This window comes from Marinifilum fragile, from assembly GCF_963677365.1.
GTDB classification, from domain to species: domain Bacteria; phylum Bacteroidota; class Bacteroidia; order Bacteroidales; family Marinifilaceae; genus Marinifilum; species Marinifilum fragile.
Genome location: NZ_OY781962.1, coordinates 1,827,280 through 1,845,898, shown reverse-complemented (window position 1 = coordinate 1,845,898; position 18,619 = coordinate 1,827,280). Strand labels below are relative to the sequence as shown.

General features: G+C 34.4%; 16 protein-coding genes. 11 read left to right on the top strand and 5 right to left on the bottom strand.

Going from position 1 to position 18,619, the window contains the following annotated elements:
• Positions 1-10 precede the first annotated feature (10 nt).
• Together ACKPCA_RS07220 and ACKPCA_RS07215 are read right to left on the bottom strand one after the other, a co-directional pair.
• Positions 11-1,468, bottom strand: coding sequence for a sodium:solute symporter family protein (locus tag ACKPCA_RS07220; protein ID WP_321282208.1), 1,458 nt, complete (start codon positions 1,466-1,468; stop codon positions 11-13).
• Between the two features lie 15 nt (positions 1,469-1,483).
• A complete protein-coding gene (locus ACKPCA_RS07215; RefSeq protein WP_321282207.1) occupies positions 1,484-2,362 on the bottom strand; it encodes a zinc-dependent peptidase in 879 nt (292 codons plus the stop codon).
• Positions 2,363-2,565: 203 nt separating this feature from the next.
• Here ACKPCA_RS07215 and ACKPCA_RS07210 point away from each other — a divergent pair, with 203 nt between their 5' ends.
• Together ACKPCA_RS07210 and ACKPCA_RS07205 are read left to right on the top strand one after the other, a co-directional pair.
• A complete protein-coding gene (locus ACKPCA_RS07210) occupies positions 2,566-3,456 on the top strand; it encodes a phosphatidylserine decarboxylase (protein WP_321282206.1) in 891 nt (296 codons plus the stop codon).
• Positions 3,457-3,770: 314 nt separating this feature from the next.
• Entirely contained in the window at positions 3,771-4,553 is a 783-nt protein-coding gene (locus ACKPCA_RS07205; protein WP_321282204.1) for a hypothetical protein, read from the top strand.
• A gap of 163 nt (positions 4,554-4,716) precedes the next feature.
• On the opposite strand, the gene ACKPCA_RS07200 is transcribed toward ACKPCA_RS07205, so the two are convergent.
• Entirely contained in the window at positions 4,717-5,298 is a 582-nt protein-coding gene (locus tag ACKPCA_RS07200) for a hypothetical protein (protein WP_321282203.1), read from the bottom strand.
• A 420-nt stretch (positions 5,299-5,718) separates the two neighbouring features.
• Entirely contained in the window at positions 5,719-7,137 is a 1,419-nt protein-coding gene (locus ACKPCA_RS07195) for an amidohydrolase family protein (RefSeq protein ID WP_321282201.1), read from the bottom strand.
• A gap of 357 nt (positions 7,138-7,494) precedes the next feature.
• Between ACKPCA_RS07195 and ACKPCA_RS07190 the strand changes: the two genes are divergently transcribed.
• Entirely contained in the window at positions 7,495-7,887 is a 393-nt protein-coding gene (locus ACKPCA_RS07190; RefSeq protein WP_321282200.1) for a ribosomal maturation YjgA family protein, read from the top strand.
• A 901-nt stretch (positions 7,888-8,788) separates the two neighbouring features.
• Here ACKPCA_RS07190 and ACKPCA_RS07185 read toward each other — a convergent pair.
• Positions 8,789-8,965, bottom strand: coding sequence for a hypothetical protein (locus ACKPCA_RS07185; protein WP_321282199.1), 177 nt, complete (start codon positions 8,963-8,965; stop codon positions 8,789-8,791).
• Between the two features lie 48 nt (positions 8,966-9,013).
• On the opposite strand from ACKPCA_RS07185, the gene ACKPCA_RS07180 reads away from it, so the two are divergent.
• The 8 genes from ACKPCA_RS07180 to ACKPCA_RS07145 all read left to right on the top strand — a co-directional run bounded on the left by ACKPCA_RS07180 (position 9,014) and on the right by ACKPCA_RS07145 (position 18,519).
• Positions 9,014-10,222, top strand: coding sequence for an IS256 family transposase (locus tag ACKPCA_RS07180; RefSeq protein WP_321282198.1), 1,209 nt, complete (start codon positions 9,014-9,016; stop codon positions 10,220-10,222).
• A gap of 97 nt (positions 10,223-10,319) precedes the next feature.
• Entirely contained in the window at positions 10,320-10,481 is a 162-nt protein-coding gene (locus ACKPCA_RS07175) for a hypothetical protein (protein ID WP_321282197.1), read from the top strand.
• Positions 10,482-10,697: 216 nt separating this feature from the next.
• Entirely contained in the window at positions 10,698-11,612 is a 915-nt protein-coding gene (locus ACKPCA_RS07170; RefSeq protein WP_321282195.1) for a carboxypeptidase-like regulatory domain-containing protein, read from the top strand.
• A 401-nt stretch (positions 11,613-12,013) separates the two neighbouring features.
• Positions 12,014-14,509: a COR domain-containing protein gene (locus tag ACKPCA_RS07165; RefSeq protein ID WP_321282193.1), complete on the top strand. Its 2,496-nt coding sequence runs from the start codon at positions 12,014-12,016 to the stop codon at positions 14,507-14,509.
• A 162-nt stretch (positions 14,510-14,671) separates the two neighbouring features.
• Positions 14,672-15,319 carry a hypothetical protein gene (locus ACKPCA_RS07160; RefSeq protein ID WP_321282191.1) on the top strand — a complete coding sequence of 216 codons (648 nt, stop codon included), beginning with the start codon at positions 14,672-14,674 and terminating at the stop codon, positions 15,317-15,319.
• Between the two features lie 159 nt (positions 15,320-15,478).
• The gene (locus ACKPCA_RS07155; protein WP_321282190.1) at positions 15,479-16,768 is read left to right on the top strand and encodes a hypothetical protein; all 1,290 of its coding nucleotides are present in this window, start codon (positions 15,479-15,481) and stop codon (positions 16,766-16,768) included.
• A gap of 156 nt (positions 16,769-16,924) precedes the next feature.
• Complete coding sequence (locus tag ACKPCA_RS07150; protein WP_321282189.1) at positions 16,925-17,791, top strand: patatin-like phospholipase family protein; 867 nt, start codon at positions 16,925-16,927, stop codon at positions 17,789-17,791.
• A gap of 188 nt (positions 17,792-17,979) precedes the next feature.
• Entirely contained in the window at positions 17,980-18,519 is a 540-nt protein-coding gene (locus tag ACKPCA_RS07145; protein ID WP_321282187.1) for a hypothetical protein, read from the top strand.
• Positions 18,520-18,619 lie beyond the last annotated feature (100 nt).

The window sequence follows — 18,619 nt, the reverse complement described above, 5'->3', positions numbered from 1 at the left end:
TTAAAATTCGTTATTTCTTCTCAAGCATTCCTGCTGTGTTAATAAAGTTCTCTGCTTTTTCTTGTTCCTTTTTAGTGACAAGGCTTACAATAATAAATATTAGGGCCGAACCAATCATTCCATACGCAGCCTGTTGCACTGAGGCAATTTCCCAGGCGGTTGGCAAGTCAACACCAAGCGCAACCAACAGATTGTATGTTGAAAATACCAATCCAAAGATAATGGAAAGGGTAGCGGCCATAGAATTTCCTTTTTTCCAGATAAAGGCCAATACCAATGGCACAAAAGCTCCTGTAGCCAGGAAATCGGAACCAATCCATGTGATTTTTAGGATAGAGCGAATTTCAATGGCAATTAGTAAGCCAAGCACAGCAATTACCAGTGTGGCAATTTTTCCAACCCATACCATTTCATGATTTTTGGCGCTTGGCTTGAATCGATTCTTAAAAACATCAACACTCAAAACCAAGGCACCGGTATTGATCATGGAATCCATGGTTGACATGATGGCTGAGCAAAGACCTACAAATAGCAATGCAGCCAAACCCAAGGGCATATAATCTTGGATTATGGCAGGCACAATTCCTCCTTCGGGTACCGATTCATATATACCCAGACTAAGCATACCAGTTAAGGTCACCATTAAATACAATGGAATAAATACAACGAATGCCAAACCCATCATTTTCCTGGCATCGGTAGGTTGTTTTGCAGCTGAGATTCTTTGCCAGATATTGGCCTGTATCATCCATGAGCATCCAAAGGTGATGATAAACACAAAGTTGTTGGATAAATTGTGGAAGAAAGAAAAGAACTCAGGTTTGTTTCTGCTTAAGGCGATTTCCTGTACTTTTTCGAATCCACCCGAATGATTGTACGCAAATATGAAAAGCACAACGGCTGCTATTAACAGAAATACAAACTGAATGATATCGGTAACTACAACGCCTTTAAATCCGCCAAAGAATGAATAAAGCACTACAATGCCAGTTCCGATGAATGCTGCAAGCTTATAATCTATATCGAAAAAGGATTGGAAAAATTTCCCGATAACAACCGCCTGTGTGGCTACGCCCAAAATCATGAATATCAAAATGAGAATAGATAGGAGCAAGGCAACCGTTTTGTTGTAGCGCATCTCCATGATTTGTGGTTGTGTTATGGTTCCTACTTTTCTAATAGCTTTCGAAAACAGGTACATCAGAAAGGTGGAAAAAAGAACAGGCATGCCATAAATCCAGAAGGAGGAAAGTCCTTGATTGAATCCATGATCGACTAAATCAATAGAAGACCCACCTCCCCACCAGGATGCGATAAAGGTAATCGCCAATGCCCAAAAGGGAAGTTGACGGCCGGCTAAAAAATAATCTTCGGTGTTTTTACTTGCTTTCGATCGCAAAACAATAAACATGATTCCTGCGAAATAAGCAATCAATAGAAGTATTGAAATATTTTGAAGTTGATTCATATTTGCATTTTAAAATTAATAATGCTGTTTGCCACAGCATTTCTTAAATTTCAATCCGCTTCCGCAAGGGCAAGGACTGTTTCTGCTGATGCTTTGTTTGGCACGAAGCAATTTTCTTTGCGACATATTCTGGTTAAAAATTTCTTCAAGCAATTTATAAAGCTCTGGGTGTGCACTCTCCAATAGTTTAGGTCTTTCGAAAAAGTACTCGCTGATTACTGCAAAAAACTCTGCTTTATTGGTCGCTCCATAAGGGTTGATGTCTGATCTTTCTTCGTAGATTTCTTCAATTTTCTTGCTGATTAAGTCCAGCCAGGGAATGGAGTATTGCTTTTCCATCAATATCGAAGGAAGGCCATCAATCTTGCCATCCATTTTATCGATAAGGTGTACAAATTCGTGTATAGCTGTGTTTTTCTTATCCGATTCGTTCGAGAACCCATGCAGCAAAGCTGGTTTTGAAAGAATCATTTTGCCTTCCATATAACCTGACCCAACCATGCCCAATATTCTGGCATTTTCACCTTGGGTTTCAAATTGGTCGTTAAAGCTGTTGGGGTAAAGCAGCACCTCAAACAGGTTGGTGTATTTCCAATTGGGAAATTCGAAAACTGGAATTATGGCACTGGCTGCAACCAAAACTCGATCGGTATCATCTACCTCGGTATGAATTCCAGTAATTCTACAATTCAATAAGAACTCTTGAACCTTATACTCAAATCTTGTTTTTTCTTCAGCCGTAAGGCTATTGTAGAAACTAACTTTTTGAGTCAGAATATTTCTCCAATTGTTTGGAAAAGTTTTTTTGGGAGATATCCAGTTTTTGTTGGACCATAATTTTTTAAACAGAAGATAGGCCAATATACCTATAGAGAGGATTGCAATGTACTTCATGAAAAATGATTTTCTTACTAGTCGAATGGACTGTTGATAAAATAAAAAACTAAAGATAATAAAGTATACTGAATATGATTATTCTATTCGAAGCAGGGCGAATGATCTAAATTCTTGGATAAATCCACTAAAAGAGCCAGCGAATTTGATGATTATTTTTGAAATCCTGCTAAATTTGTAGCTTGTATAATCTCAAAACGTTTATGGAGTACATCGAATATATTGAAAGAGAGAGTGGAGAAGTAAAAAAAGAAGTAGTGCCTGGTGAGGGTATGCTTAAATGGCTTTATGGATCTTTCTTTGGAAAAGCTTCGTTGCATGTACTTGTTAAAAGAAAAGTGGTTTCGGCTGTTGGAGGTAGATTCATGAATAGCCGATTGTCAAAGGGACAAATCAAGCGTTTTGTGAAAAAAAATGGAATAGATCTTTCCATTTATCATGAACCTGACAAGAAATCGTATAAACATTTTAACGATTTTTTCTATCGTAAAATCCAAGATCAACAGCGCCCTATTGGCGATGCTATAGTTTCTCCTGCGGATGGAAAAATTCTTGTATTTCCTTCGCTTAACGATGTAGACTCCTTCTTTATAAAGGGATCTGAATTTTCGGTGAAAAGCTTTTTAGGTGACGACAAGTTAGCAGATCAGTATACAGATGGGGCAATGGCTATTGTTCGATTGGCTCCGGCAGATTACCATCGTTATCATTTTCCAGCAGGAGGAATAGTTACAGAATCAAAAAAAATTAAAGGAAAGTATTTTTCGGTTTCGCCTTTGGCTTTAAAGAAGAGTTTGGAAATATTTTGTCAGAATCAAAGAGCTTATAGTATTCTAAAAACAAAGGAATATGGCGATATTTTAATTTCTGAGGTTGGAGCAACTATGGTAGGTAGTATTATTCAAACCTACGAGAAAGATACATTTGTAGAGAAGGGAAGTGAGAAAGGGTATTTTGCTTTTGGTGGATCTACAGTTGTTTTGTTTTTCGAGAAAGACAAAATTGTTTTCGATAAAGATATTGTTGAGAATACTCGACATGGCTACGAAACTTCAATAAAAATGGGCGAAAATATTGCCAGAAAACATCAATAATTAGAGCTTTGTTTTGAAGCCGTATCACCATTATAAGTAGATTACTTGTAGTGGATTTTTTTTTCTATAATAAATCACTTCATAACTTTATAGATAAGTTGAAACCAGTATAACTGGGAATGCTTTTTTTATTTCAATTGCCTAATGCAGTTCATCAGGGTATCCCTAAAGTTCAACGTATGCTAATGCAAGTCGTTTAAAATCCATGCTAAGTTTTTTGTTTTCTCCTATAAATTAAAGGGTTTACCAAAATGAAATTGTTTTGGGAGAGAAAAATATGTAACTTAAGTATTATTCACTAAATACTTGCTGAAATGAGAAAGATATTGCTATTGGTTACGTTTGCTCTGTTATGCAGTATTGGCATGGCACAGCAGGAAAGATATTTGGTCTTTGATTTTATGAAGGTTGCCGATGATATGGAGAATGATTATTGGGAAACAGAAACCTTCTTTGAAAAAATACATGAACAACGCCTAAAGGATGGAGAAATACTGGGCTGGGATCTTTGGTCGCTTAAGCCAGGAGGAAGCGAGCAAGGTTATCAGTACCTCACCGTTACCATTTATGATGATCCGGTTAAGGCTATGGCAAATGGAGATGTTTTTGCTGCTGCAAAAAAGGCATATCCAAATATGTCGGATGCAGAATTGAAAGCAGAGTTGAAGGAGTCGGTTGGTTCGCGAGAGTTAAGCAAAAGAATTTTCATGAAAGTAATTGCAGCTACCAAGGATGATTTCAAAATGGATGTGGGTACGGTAATGCGAATGAATTTTATGGAAGCCATAGAAGGTAAATTCGATGAATATGAGAAGGCTGAGATGGAGTTATTTCTACCCATTCATCAGAAAAGGGTTGATGCAAAAACCATGAGTCATTGGAGCTTAACGAGAGTGTTAATGCCTTCGGGAAGCAGTGTACGTATGACGCATATGACTTTTGATATGTTTGAGGGCTATTTGCACTATTTTGATGCTTATGGTAGAAATGAGGTGTTTAATGTAGATGAAGAAACACAACGTAAAATTGATGAAGCCATAAAATTGAGAGATCTGAATTGGTCGTACATTGGAATCATGAAGAAAACTGTGAAGTGATGATCAGTTGTCAGTTGGAGTTTGATGTATATGACTTAATGATATAATTAAAAAAGGCGCAAGGTGTTGCGCCTTTTTTATTTTCTACAAAGTGAAAAAATCGTTGTAAAGTAAAAAGGAGACAAACTCAAAAGTTCATCTCCTTTTCTTTCATAGTTAGTGGTTAGTCGGGTACTGTGTTCATAATCACATACCAACTCCATTCATCGGGATTGCCTTCGCCAACGCTTGGTGTATATCTGAAAATCCCAATGTTTTTTCCTCCTTTTAAATACCGATTTACTATGGCCAAATCATTAATCGAATTCCAAATAGACTCTAGAGGGTAGTCAACTCCTTCTTCGGGGAAAATAATTTGAAACCTTTCGTCAGCAGGTTTCTCTATTTCTTCATCCAAATACAGGAAATCTTCAGGGTGATAAAGTCTTTTGGGAAATTTTCTATAGCCAGTGCCATCCCAAATTATGGAACCATCAAAAATAAGCTCTTCCCTGGGTTCGTAAAAAAGTGAAATGCTCCCAAAATCTCCAGGTGATACATACTCTACACTTATCGGAATCGTATCTGAACTGTTAAACTCTGAGTGAAGAAATAGTTCAATTCCTCCCTCAAATTCAAAATCGGTATAGTTAATCTTTAGCAAAACTACAGAGTTGTCGTGGGTGTGATAGATGTAGTTATTGTCATCATCGTCTAAACAACCTGTTAGTATACCCATTAGTAAAATCAATATCCACTTCTTCATCGTATCTTTTCTTTAGAGTTATACCAGTTTGATTGTAACAAAAATAGTACCCAAATTATCGACGCATTTGTCTGTTATTGGTCCATTTATACAATTAAATGATGAAGAAATGCGAAATGGGTTGCGTGAAAATATTCTTGATATTTGCATTTGACTTATCATTCTTTTGATAAAATTCCTATTGCTACATATATTGAATCATTCTTTTAAAATTTAGTTGAAATACAATTAGAGGCTTTACAATGAATCCAATTTGACTTTGGTGGTGTAGTGAAGGCTATAAGAATGTGGTAGATCAGGAAGAAAAAGTAAGGCCCCTTCACTATCGCACGAAACGAAGTTCGATGAAATCCAAACTTTCGTGCAGTAGTGCAAGGGCAGGCATAAAAAATACCATTACGAATTACTCATCGCATACTCTTAATCAAACTTCTTTTCGAAAGGATCTATATTTGAAATTTTAAGATTGACTTCTTTTACTTCCTCAAGGAGTTGATCGGGATAAATGATTGTATTTTTAAAAATGACCAGTTCTATGTCACGTGTGTTTTGAATGTTTTCAAGAGGATTGGCATTCAACAGTACCAAATCAGCCAATTTGTTTTCATCAACACTTCCCATTCTTTTTTCCTTGTGCATATAAGTCGCTGCATTTATGGTGGCAGTTTGAAGTGCTTCGGTATTCGAAAATCCGGCATTCACAAAATACTCAAGCTCATCATGTAAATTAAAACCAGCACATCCCTGATCGGAACCCGCTATAATTTTTATTCCTTCCCTTTGCATTTGATAAAGTAATTTCTCCTGCAGTTTTAACTCTCGCTCAAAAGGCTTCATTTTTTTCAGCTTTTCCGCATCGGGGCGATATCTTTTCTGAACAGGAGGAGGAAAAAAATCATATCGATTGTCGGTGTATACCCAATCCAATTCGTTGTATTGAAAGCGATGTTTCACGCCAAGAGTAGGACACTGGTACATGTTGTATTTGCTTAGTTCATGAATGACAGAATCAGCCTTTGTCTGATCGAAAGACCAAAGTGCCTTGGTTGTACACCCCATGATTTGCATTTTTATAATCCGTGATAACTTTTCCTCTTTCGAAGCAATACCAAGCAAGCTATCCAGTCTTGCATGTAAAAATTTCTCTTGTTTAGAGCAAGCCAGGAGTAAACCGTTTAGGTGTTCATTCGATTTTTGTCCCAGGCTTGCCGCTTCTATTAGTCCTATGCTGTAAGGAACATGTCCTGCAAACTCAAAATTTAATCGATTACATTCATTAGCAATGGCCATGTATTGGTCTCTGGGTACCAAACTAAGCAACTTGATAAATTCACTTTTGCTTTTCTTTGCCTCTTGAACAATTTGCATGGCCTGCTTACAACTTTTAACCGGAATCTCATTTTCGAACCATGGAGTAGGACCATCTATAATCTGGCTGGAAAACGTGATTCTCGGCACATTGCTATTTTGCTCTGTGCTATCTTGCCATTCCATACGATATCCAGTCATTTCCCGGACGCCAACAACGCCCTTGGACAGGTACATTTTTAGATATTCTTTATCAGGAAAATAAAAATGCACATGCATATCCCAGAGCCCAGGGATTAAATACTTGCCATTCCCATCAATTACTTGAGTAGAATCATTTGCAGACAGCTGATTTCCAGTCGTTATTTTTTTTATGACTTGTTGTTGAATGCCAACATCTTTATTTTTTAGGATACTGCCTGTTTCAACATCAACGATACTTACATTTTGAATGATGATATCGTATTTTTCACTTCTTGATGGAAAAATGAATAGTGTGCATAAGAGTAAGCATAAGCTTATTTGTTTCATTTTTAGGTGTTTTTATTATTAGTTAAAGGTTTGTAAAAGCTTGTCTAAAAAGTGTCAACGACGTGAAACATTTGATTTTCAGATCTGGAGATTACTCTACCAAAACTTCCGGATCAGAATACCAATTATTATTGGACATTGAGACAACCTCAAGGCTTATACTGTGACGAATGAAAACAGCATTTGACTACAGAGAAATTAATTAATATTATTATTTATTTGTAAGGTGCTTATAAATAGGAGGGTGGTGAAGTAAATAAATGATATTAAAAGTTTTGTTTATTTCGCTTTGTTGCTGAACTTTGTTTTGTGCGGCAGCATTGAGGAAATTACAAATTGAAAAAACACTAATCAAAAATGCAAAGAAACAGACTCCACTACTTCTCTTTAATCGTATTTACCATCATTATCGGCTTGGCCTCACGACATTTTTCGAACTACCTTCCCGAAATCATCAATTTGGGATTGGGAGATGCCTTATGGGCATTGATGATGTATTGGATGATTGCCTTTGTTTTTCCTGCAGCAAGTATTAGGAACTTGACTGCAATGGCTTTGACTATCTGTTTTCTGGTTGAATTTAGCCAACTGATACAAGTTGATTGGTTAAATACATTGCGTAGCAATAGATTTGCTGCATTGGTTTTGGGACAAGGCTTTTTATGGTCGGATTTATTGGCTTATACCATAGGAGTAGCAAGCGGCATGGCAATTGAACTGAACTTGATGAAAAGGAAAGTAGCTGCTTAGCTGATCATGTGAATCAAGAAATGAAAATCTTTAGAGTTTTCCATTTGCCTGAAGGGCAAACAGCAATTGCCCAGAGGAAGGGAGAGAAAACGACCGCTGCCCTGGGTTAATAGTACCATCTTGAAATCGTCGCAACAGCAAACCTCAATAGGTCTGGAATTAAAAATGCGACGAAATATATGGCATTACGTTTCAAGATCAATGTTTCCCTTTTAGGGAACCGTAGCGGAGCGAAGCTCGTGAACACAATTGAAAATTGAGTTTAATGTGAACAAACTGTCGACAGACTAAAGGGTGAAGTAGTTTAAAATATAAGCAACAGCACCCCTCTGGCTTTCGTGGACCCGATAGGGAGAGGGGTGTAATGATAGAGGTTTTTATCTTCAATGAGAACACCCTCACAAATAAACTGATCAAACAAACCTCTAATCTTTGCACAACTTCCCCTCCTCAAGAAGAAAATTAAGCTGAGGTGAGGTGGAATTACAAACGGCAGTACCATTGAACTAAATTTGCTAAACATGAAGAGAAGTAGCTTAATTTCTTACTGAACAAAACACAATATCAATCTTCCTGCCTCATTATCCAATAAAGATATTAATCGTCGATTAAGTAAGTAATTGTGATGAAAATAATATTTTATAAAAAAAAATCACATCTGGCTAAATTCATCTCCTTGTACTGAAAACACTGGTATTTGTTTTGTTGTGAATATCTGTATTTGTTTGATAAACAAATGTTATTTTAATATTAATCACATTTTTGTTTGGAAATTAAAGAAATAATTCTCTAACTTTATATAACAATTCAACCAAACAACTACTAGAGTAATAGATCATAAGTAGAAATTACACTCTGCTTTATGCTTTAAATACATAAAAGACCATCAGGTTGATGTATTTTACATTTGCTGAATGACTCCCTCGATTCCGATAAGCATCGGTACTTCGCTGTTAGCAAAACTTAGGCTCATAATTATTGGATCTGCATGATCTGCAGATTGGTCTACATTCTCAACAAATGGAAGAAAATACTTCCAGATAGCATGTAAGCCAAAAATCATTAAGAGTCTGTTCATTAAAGTGTGTCAAGTAAAAGTTTAAGAAACAATTAATAACTTGATACAATGGATGGCAAAGATTTTAATTACAAAGAATTTGAGAAGGAAGCTTTAGAAGGTCTCAAATCAGGAAAAAAACTAGAAGGTAAAGATGGAGTTTTGGTCCCTTTACTTCAGCGTTTGTTAAATGCAAGTTTAAATGGTGAATTGGATGCTCACTTAAATGAATCCAAAAAACCCAATCGTCGCAATGGCAGAGGTAAGAAAAAGGTAAAAACAGGTTTTGGAACAGTTGAGCTAACACCTCCCAGAGATCGTAACGGTAGTTTTGAACCTGAACTGGTAAAGAAGCGACAGTTAACTCTGGGAGACGGAATAGATCACAAAATCATTTCCTTATATGCCAAAGGAATGAGTTATGAAGCCATATGTGATCATCTTGAAGAATTGTATGGGATCACTTTATCTCCATCAAGTTTGACGGCCATAACTGATCGTATCATTCCTGAAGTTTATCAATGGCAAAATCGCCCTTTAGATGCCATTTACCCAATTGTTTGGTTGGATGCTATACACTACAAAGTACGCCAGGAAGGAAGGATTGTTAACAAAGCAGTCTATCATGTTTTGGGTGTCAATCATAGTGGAGTGAAGGAGGTTTTAGGCATGTATATTGGAGAAAAAGAAGGAGCAAAATTTTGGTTGCAAGTACTTAGTGATCTGCAAAACCGGGGCGTTAAGGATATTCTTATTGCCTGTATAGATAACTTAAGTGGATTCAAAGATGCTATTGAATCTATTTTCCCAAAAACCGATATACAACTTTGTATAATCCACCAGATACGCAATGCATTTAAATATCTTGTTCGATACGACAAGACAGAATTTTTAGGAGATCTAAGAACCGTTTACCAAGCATTAAATATAGGAGAGACTGAAAAGAATCTGGAAAAACTGGCTTTAAAATGGGGAAAGAAATATCCTGCAATCATTCGTTCATGGAAAGCAAACTGGGTAGGATTAAGTACATTTTTTCAATACCCAATGGATTTAAGAAAGATCATGTACACAACAAATATTATTGAGAGTTATCACAGTCAATTAAGAAAAATCACCAAAAGTAAAAGAGTGTTTTCAAATGATCAGGCCTTGTTGAAGTTGCTATATTTAATCTCTAAGAAAGTCACAGAAAAATGGAGTATGCCAATCAGAAATTGGAAAGCAGCATATTCTCAGTTGGCTATTCTTTATGAAGAGAGAATGGAGATCAAATGAACAATTTTTCTTTTCCCAAAACCCTGTTAATGGATGAAGGGCCTTGAAAAAAGAAAAATTTAGTGGTGACACAGTTTATTGAATAGACCCATCATTAATGGTAGAGCTAACAAGAACGGAAATAGATCCAACGGAAAAGCAAATAGATCGTGCGGAAATAGAAATAGAAAGGGCGGAAAAGGAAATAAACTGTACGGAAATGAAAATGGAAGAAACGAAAAAGGAAATAGACTGTACGGAAATGAAAATAGATCATTAAAAAATGGAAATAGATTGTACAGAAATGAAAATAGAAACATCGGAAAAGGAAATAAATCCTTTCAGATTTCAGCTAAATCAAAAAAATGAAAGTGCTGAAAGATGAACAAACGAAACCAATTAAATCTCTTATGTCGCGTGATGTTTTATACTAAAACCATAATTGCGCAACTCTGTGTCTTTTTGATGATTAACAACTACTTAAAAACTTAAAAAAATGGATAATGCCAGTAATTTAAAATTAGATTCTTTTGTACAAACCAATACGGCTTTGACTGAGAATGCGAGTATTTATGAAGCCAATGTGAGCACCAAAGCCCAGGCGGATCAGTTCGCTTCGGATCTGGAGCAACTTTTAAACTTGAAAGAGGAAGCCGATCAGCCTGTAAAATGGTTGATAGGTGAAAAAAATGAGGTGAAGAAATCTCTGATAGAGAAGCTCTATCTTTTATGCAATGGATTGGTCTGTTATGCCAACTCTGTGCCAAATAGTGAGATATTGGAGAAGACAAGTACTGGCAAATATGCTCTAAGGAACCTCAGTGAATTGGGCTTGATTGATTTTTACAAGCAGTGCGTAGGCATTGCCAGGCAGCATGTGGCCGATTTGCCACCCTTTGGCCCTAGCGAAGAAAGCATAACAGCTGTAGAGACCGATGGCAAAGCCTTTGAACAAAAACGTTCCGATCTGATTCTTTTAAAAGAGGACAAGGCCACTGCCAGAAAAGAATTCAATCTTTTACTGAAGAAGATCAATAAGCTTTTAAATGGCAAGTTGGATTATAGCATAGAAAACCTGCGTACTACCCATCCTGATTTTGTGAATTACTATTTTGCAGCCCGACAAAAGGCCAAGGGAGTACAACGCCATTACGATGTGTTGGGCTACTTAAAAGACAAGGCTACCGGTGAACCGATTGCCCTGGGCAAGGTTTCGGTAGAAGGTTTGGATTTAACGACACACATTACCGCGAACGGTACCTTTAGATTCAAGCATTTCCCGGAAGGAGAGCACCGACTCATTATCGAAAATATTAATTACAAAACCCTGTACGTTCCAATACGCCGCTATGCTTCGGAACGAAGCAAACTGTATTTGGAAATGGAAGCCATTCCTTTAGAGGTAATTTAAGTATTGAAAAACTTTGTTTGTTCCATACTCTGGTAAAGGTTGAATGGTATTGGAAGAGGAACAAACAAATCCAAGCTGTGGTAGGAGTGCCACAGCTTTTTTTATACCCAATCATAATTATGTAGATTGATTCTATTTTTCTTCTTGAATAGTCCATAAATACTAGTTTAAAGGTAAAATGGATAATTCTCTTAAAATTTATTACTGTAAAATATTTGCTTTAAAAATGATTGTTTATAATTTTAACAGAAGAAGAATTAATAAGTGCACAATACATACCATATGGGGCAGTATTGTGCACTTTTAATCATGATATATTAAAAATATATGCACTTTATAGTGCATTTTCTAACAAGTTATGCGCAATTAAAAAACAATCCTGCACTTAACAAATAAACAATATGGATGATTTGAAAGTTATAAGAAAGCTTGAGCAAAAGGTTAATGTTAAACTGCCAAGACTTAAGTTTATTTCCATGCCTCAAAAAGGTTATACAGTGGAGAATAATTCGATAAATGGAGTTGCTCTTTGTAGCAGCAATATTGCTGATTTAAATCAAATTGTTGGTTTGTTAATGGAATTAAAGAATTTGTCGATTCTCTACTTGTCACGAAATGTTATTTCAGATTTAGATCCTTTATATAAACTCATTAATCTCACCAAATTAGACTTAAGAGAAAATAGGATAAGCGATATATCACCTTTGAGAAATCATCTAAAACTTGATAAGTTATACCTAAAAAACAATTTTATAGTAGATATTTCACCTTTAAAAAACTTAAAAAGATTAGAACGGTTGGATTTAAGGTTTAATAAGATTGAAGCATTACCTGTCTGGATAACCGAATTTAATTTGATGGAACCAATTTTGGGAAAGGGGAAAAAGGGCTATATGTTAGTTGATAATAATCCAATTCAAAGCCCACCACCAGAGATTATAAAACAGGGAAGAGTTGCTATTAAAGCATGGTTTAAAGCTAAACGTAAAAAACTAAATGAGGTAAAAGTCGTTCTTGTGGGAGACGCAAAAGCTGGTAAAACTTCGATATTAAAGAGATTACAAGCTAATTCATATAATGAAAATGAGAATCAGACAAATGGGATTTCAATTGAAAAATTTGATTTTAAAAAATTAGATACCTTCAAGAATAATAAGGAATTACATGAAATCAAGGCTAGTTTTTGGGATTTTGGAGGTCAAGAAATATTATTTTCAACCCATCAGTTTTTTCTATCAAGACGTAGTGTATATATCCTTGTACTTGAAGCAAGAAAAGATATTGATCCCGAAAAACAAGTACAATCTTGGCTAAATAGAATTAAAACTTATGCAGGTAACTCTCCTGTCATTGTAGTGGTTAACAAAATAGATCTAAATCCAGCTTTTAGTATAGACGAATATAGTATTAGAGAGGAGTTTAATAAAATTCAAGAAATAGTTAGTGTCTCGTGTAAAACAAATGAAAATATTGAAAAATTAAAGCAAATTTTGGAAAAGATAATACCAAAATCAGAATTATTTGAGACAGAGATAGATGAACGTTGGTTAATATTAAAAGAAGACATTCAAAAACTAACAGACGAAAAAAGTTTTATTACTCATTTTGATTTCAGAGAATTGTGTATTAAGCGTGGTGTTAAAAAACAAGTTGAACAAAGGAATGTCATTAATTTCCTGCATGATTTAGGAATTGTGCTCCATTTTGATGATCTAAAACTAAGTGAGTACTATGTCCTAGACCCTTTCTGGGTAACAAATGGTGTATATAAAATACTTACATCCAATGTTTCTGCAAGACAAAAAGGAGAAATAGAGTCAGACCAACTTTTTTCATTAGTAAATGAAAACCAATCTTTAGAATCATCAATAGAATATAGTCCAAATGAAACAAGATATATTGCAGATATAATGGTTCTATTTAAATTAGCATTTTATTCAAATAATCGTCAAAAATTATTGATTCCAGATTTATTAGAAAAAACTCACAATACCTCAGTTTATCAAAAAATTAAGTCCTCCAGTGAAAAAATATCATTAATATATAGTTATGATTATCTTCTTTCTTCTGTAATACCGAGATTGATTGTTGAATTAAGAAAAGATATTAAAACGCTTTGGCGAAAAGGTTTCATTATTGAATCTGATGTTAACTTTAAAGCAACGGCTTTAGTATATTCAGCAGGAAATAAAATTAATATTTTTGTTCTTGGTGAACCAAAACAAAAACGTGAATACCTTTCGGTTATTAGATTTTTTCTTGATGCCATAAATGAGGATCTTGATCTAAATCCAAAGATTTACATTCCTCTTCCAGACACTTCTAATAAATATGTTAAGCTTGACATCCTCCAAAAGATGGAAAAAGCTGGTGAACTAAAATATAAAGATTGGGACATTGAAAAAGAATTCAACATCTCCTTGTTGCTTGAGGGGATTGAAGATAATGAAAACATAAATAAAATGTTTACCCATTCTAATATTAACGATGTATATAGAAATAATCCTTTTCAATTACTTGAAAGAATTATTGATAAAACAGATACAATATTAAAGAAACAAGATGAGATTCTTATTCAAGTAAGTTCAAGCTTGGATTTATTAATGAAATTACCTGAAAATAGTAGTAATAAAAGAGAAATTGAAGATGTTATTGAATATTTACTGAAACAGCAATCAGAAGATATAATTTCGGAAATTATCAGCTTTATCATTAAAGCTCTAACAGAACTTGATTTGGAGATTAAGGATAAAATTAATGAGGTAATATCTTTAATATCCGACACAGATAATTGGGATACAAAAGTGAAGTTGAGTGTTCCACTTTTAAATCTTGTTGGGATTAATATTGAACATGAATACTCATTAAAAAAACATATTAAAAAAATTATAGGATAAAATAAAAGCGCATAACATTTTGTATATTCCATAGGGGTTTCAGCGGTTTTCGGGCATTGTAGCTTTTATCAATTTAAGGTGTAACGGTCGACAGTGACGCTCTCCGAAATCCCCTACTTAACATACAATTTACCGTTATGCAAAATAATAAATTAAGACACTATGGAAATTATTGACACCCTTCAAGTGATTGCAATAATTCTTGTATCACTTCTTTATTTCTTCGTATTTTACTTTGTATTCATAAAACGAGAAAGAGTTAAAAGAATTCGTTCATATTTTTTTAAAGGATTAGTTAACATCTTTTCATCAAATGAAAGTACAAGTTCTTATGTCGAGGAATTCGATTTGGTTTATAAAAAACTAAAAGAGAAGTTCCCTAGAGAAACCAACCAATACAGAAATGCAATTGAAATTCTTGAAGACATTTTCACTCAAATAAATGTTCAAGATATTAACAGAATTTGTAAAGTTTACAAGCTAAAAGAAGACTCTGAAAAAATCATTGATAAGCAAAAATTGCTGGATATGATAAAGTTAATTAAAGAAAAGCGACCTTTTTCATCTATAAATTCAAAGGAATCTCACTTGTTGATGAATATTAAGACAGCTATTGAGACAAATAACGTTGAACTAGGGAATACTATGCTGACACAACTTTCGGACAATATTGAGATTGTTGAAAATAACCTGAGAAACCAGGAAAGACAGAGTAAAAAATCGTTTGTAGTAGCGATTGTAGGTATTGTGCTCACAGTTATTTTTGGATTGAGTCAATTAATCCCATTTATCAGTACATTGATAAACTAGTAAATTACTTTGCATAACATTTTGTATATTCCATAGGGGTTTCAGCGGTTTTCGGGCTGTTCAGCTTTTTTCAAATAAAGGTGTAACGGTCGACAGTGACGCTCTCCGAAAATCCCCTACGTAACATACAATTTACCGTTATGTAAAATATAAAAGACGATGAAACTACATATTGAACAGTGGATAGAAAGTAATAATTTCTCTGAGGATGTAAATGCACTTTTTAGAGATTCAATAATATGTTATAAATCTGGAGCTAATAGAGCTTCTCTGCTATTTTCTTATTTAGCATTTATAACAATTTTAAAAGAACGAATAATTGGAGGTGTTAAACCAAATCTAATTGACCAAGGAGAATGGGATAAAATCATTACAACCTTGCAAAATGAGGATTTATGGGAAGCATCAGTCTTTGACGCAACTCAACAACGGGAGAAAATTGACCAGGGAACAAAAGAACGAAAAAAGGACCCAATATTTAATATTAATGAAAATCTTAGATTACAAATAAAATATTGGAAAGATAGAAGAAATGACTGTGCACACTATAAGGATAATATTATAGATACGTTTCATATTGAATCGTTTTGGGCATTCATTGAAAGTAATCTTTCAAAAATAACAATTGAAGGAGGTATGCAGTCTTTAATTAATAAGATTTACAAGCATTTTGACCCAACTGTGACACCTCCTGATAAAGATTTAACACCATTGATTCGAGAAGTTGAGTTTTCTGTTGAAAAGCCTAAATTAAAATCCTTTTGGGAAACATTGTTAAATAATGGCGATTGGAATTATGATTTGTCTAGGCGAAAACAAGAATTGATAAGAATTAGCTTGGAAGTAAACAAAGATTTTGTAAATGACAGTTTGATTTCTATCGTAAAGGACAACCAGTATTATTTAAGAGATTTCTTATCAAAGAATCCAGATAAGGTATTGATATTCAATTTTTCGCCAGAAGAAGTTAGAGAGTTCTGGAAAAAACATTTAAGAGATTGCGATAACATATTAGGATTGTATACCACATTTCTTAGAAATAGCCTAATTCCCCAAAATGAAATTGAAGAAGCTAACAAAACAGTTGTTAGTATGTTGAAAGATTATGCTCCTAGTGCATTAGAACAACAATTATTAGCGGGTAATAATTTTTTAGATGCTTTCAAATCTGAGATTATAGATAACCATAGTTTTATTGGCTTTAAATCGTTTCATTGGGTTAATGATAGAGCTGACTTGATTGCAGGGATTATTAAATATTATCCAGCTGATAAGGATATACTTTGTAAGTTAATTGAACATTACAATTTGGACTATCGGTCAGAGTGGTTGCTTGGAAGATTTGACAATATCTTTGTGAATAGTAGTGAACTAAAAGAACAATATAAAGAAATAATTGAGTCTGAAAGTTTAACATTACCAAGAGACTTGAAAAAATACTTTGCATAACATTTTGTATAAGTAATGGCAGGCAATGTACTAAATATCAAAGTTTGTAACCCGCTCAAACTGCATAACGGTTTGACAGGAAAGTACCACGCAATCTGCCACTACTCATACAATTTACCGTTCTAACCAATTAGAAACAAAACGAAAACTACTTAAATGAAAAAGATATCATTAGTTTTATCAGGAGGTGGCGCAAGAGGTATTGCACACATAGGAGTTTTGGAAGAATTAGAAAAGCAAGGTTATGAAATTCATTCTATTACAGGAACTTCTATGGGAGCAGTTGTTGGTGGGATATATGCTGCTGGAAAAATTAAAGAGTTTAAAAAATGGATTTTAGATCTCAATAAAATTGACATTTTTAAATTAGTGGATTTCACACTTTTTAATAGTGGTTTTATTAGAGGAGACAAAGTGTTTGAGGAATTATCAACCTTCATTCCTGACTATCAAATTCAGGACTTGCCGATTAAGTTTTCTGCAACTGCCACTGATTTAATTGGTAAAAATGAAGTCCTTTTCACAGAAGGAAGTCTGTATAATGCAATGCGTGCTTCGATAGCAATTCCAAATGTTTTAACACCTGTGAAAAATGAAGGTTCTATCCTTGTTGATGGTGGTGTAGTAAATAATATTCCTATCAATCATGCCCAACGAATTGATGGTGACCTTTTGATTGCAGTTAATGTTAATGCAGATATTCCCCTACCCAAAAAGAAGAAAAAGAAAGAAGAACGGCATTCTTTTTACCAAAGCACTATTAATAAATTCAACAAGAATTTGAGCGAATTATTCTCTGGCAATAAGAATAATGATTTAAGTTATTTTGATATCATGAATGTATCATTCGAAATAATGAGAAATGAAATGGTTAAGTTCTCCCTTAAAAATAATCCCCCTGATATTTTAATAGAAACATCACGATATAGCTGTAACGTATATGATTTTTATAAAGCAGATGAATTAATAGAAATGGGGTGTAAAGCAACAATAATAAGTATAAATAATTATAACGAAACTTAGGTCCCCTGCTAGCGCGAGCTTGTAGCTCGTGTTTTGCGAAGGCAAAAATGATAAGAAGAGCAAATGTAACTGCTTACCCCCCGCTGGAACGCAATGCTATCGCGTTCCATATCTAAAACAAAACCAAACGAGAGGACTAGTGCATTAGCAAAGGCTAATTATTCTCAAATGAACCAATATCAAACTTGATGAAAAAATTATTTATAATACTATCCATTATTACGCTAAGCTTTTCTGGTTACAGTCAGGAAAGTGTAAGAAATTTTAAAAATGTAAGAGGAGAGGTCACTTGGCAAAAAGTATTTGAAAGTGAACTTCAAAAGAGCACCATTAAAGAGTATTTTCAAAACTCAGGTATTTTTAAAGAAATTGAAATCACAGAAAATGGTTTAAGGGGCGAATTACGACTGTTCGAACCAGACCATAGAGGTGCAGGCTATTCTGTATTCAAAGCTTCTGATTTAATTCAGGAATATTATCATACTGCTTTTGTTTCAATACAGTTTAAAGAATCACGATATCGCGTTACCATTAATAAAATTACTTTGACTAAAAAAATTGATAACTCATCGGGAAGTCATGGAAGTATAGAGCTTTTGAATGGGCATGCAATTACCAATAAAGGTCTCTTTGGAAGATTATTCATTAAAAATTCAGTACCGATTTACGATTATACTTTCCTGAAAATGTTTGAGCCTAAAAACATTGGGACTGATGATGATTGGTAGATTTGAATCGCCTGCTAGAGACAGATCAATGTCATTAAATTAAGGGTGAATCCTTTTGATAAACATTGCCAAAATTACCCCAAACCCCTAAAGGGGCTTA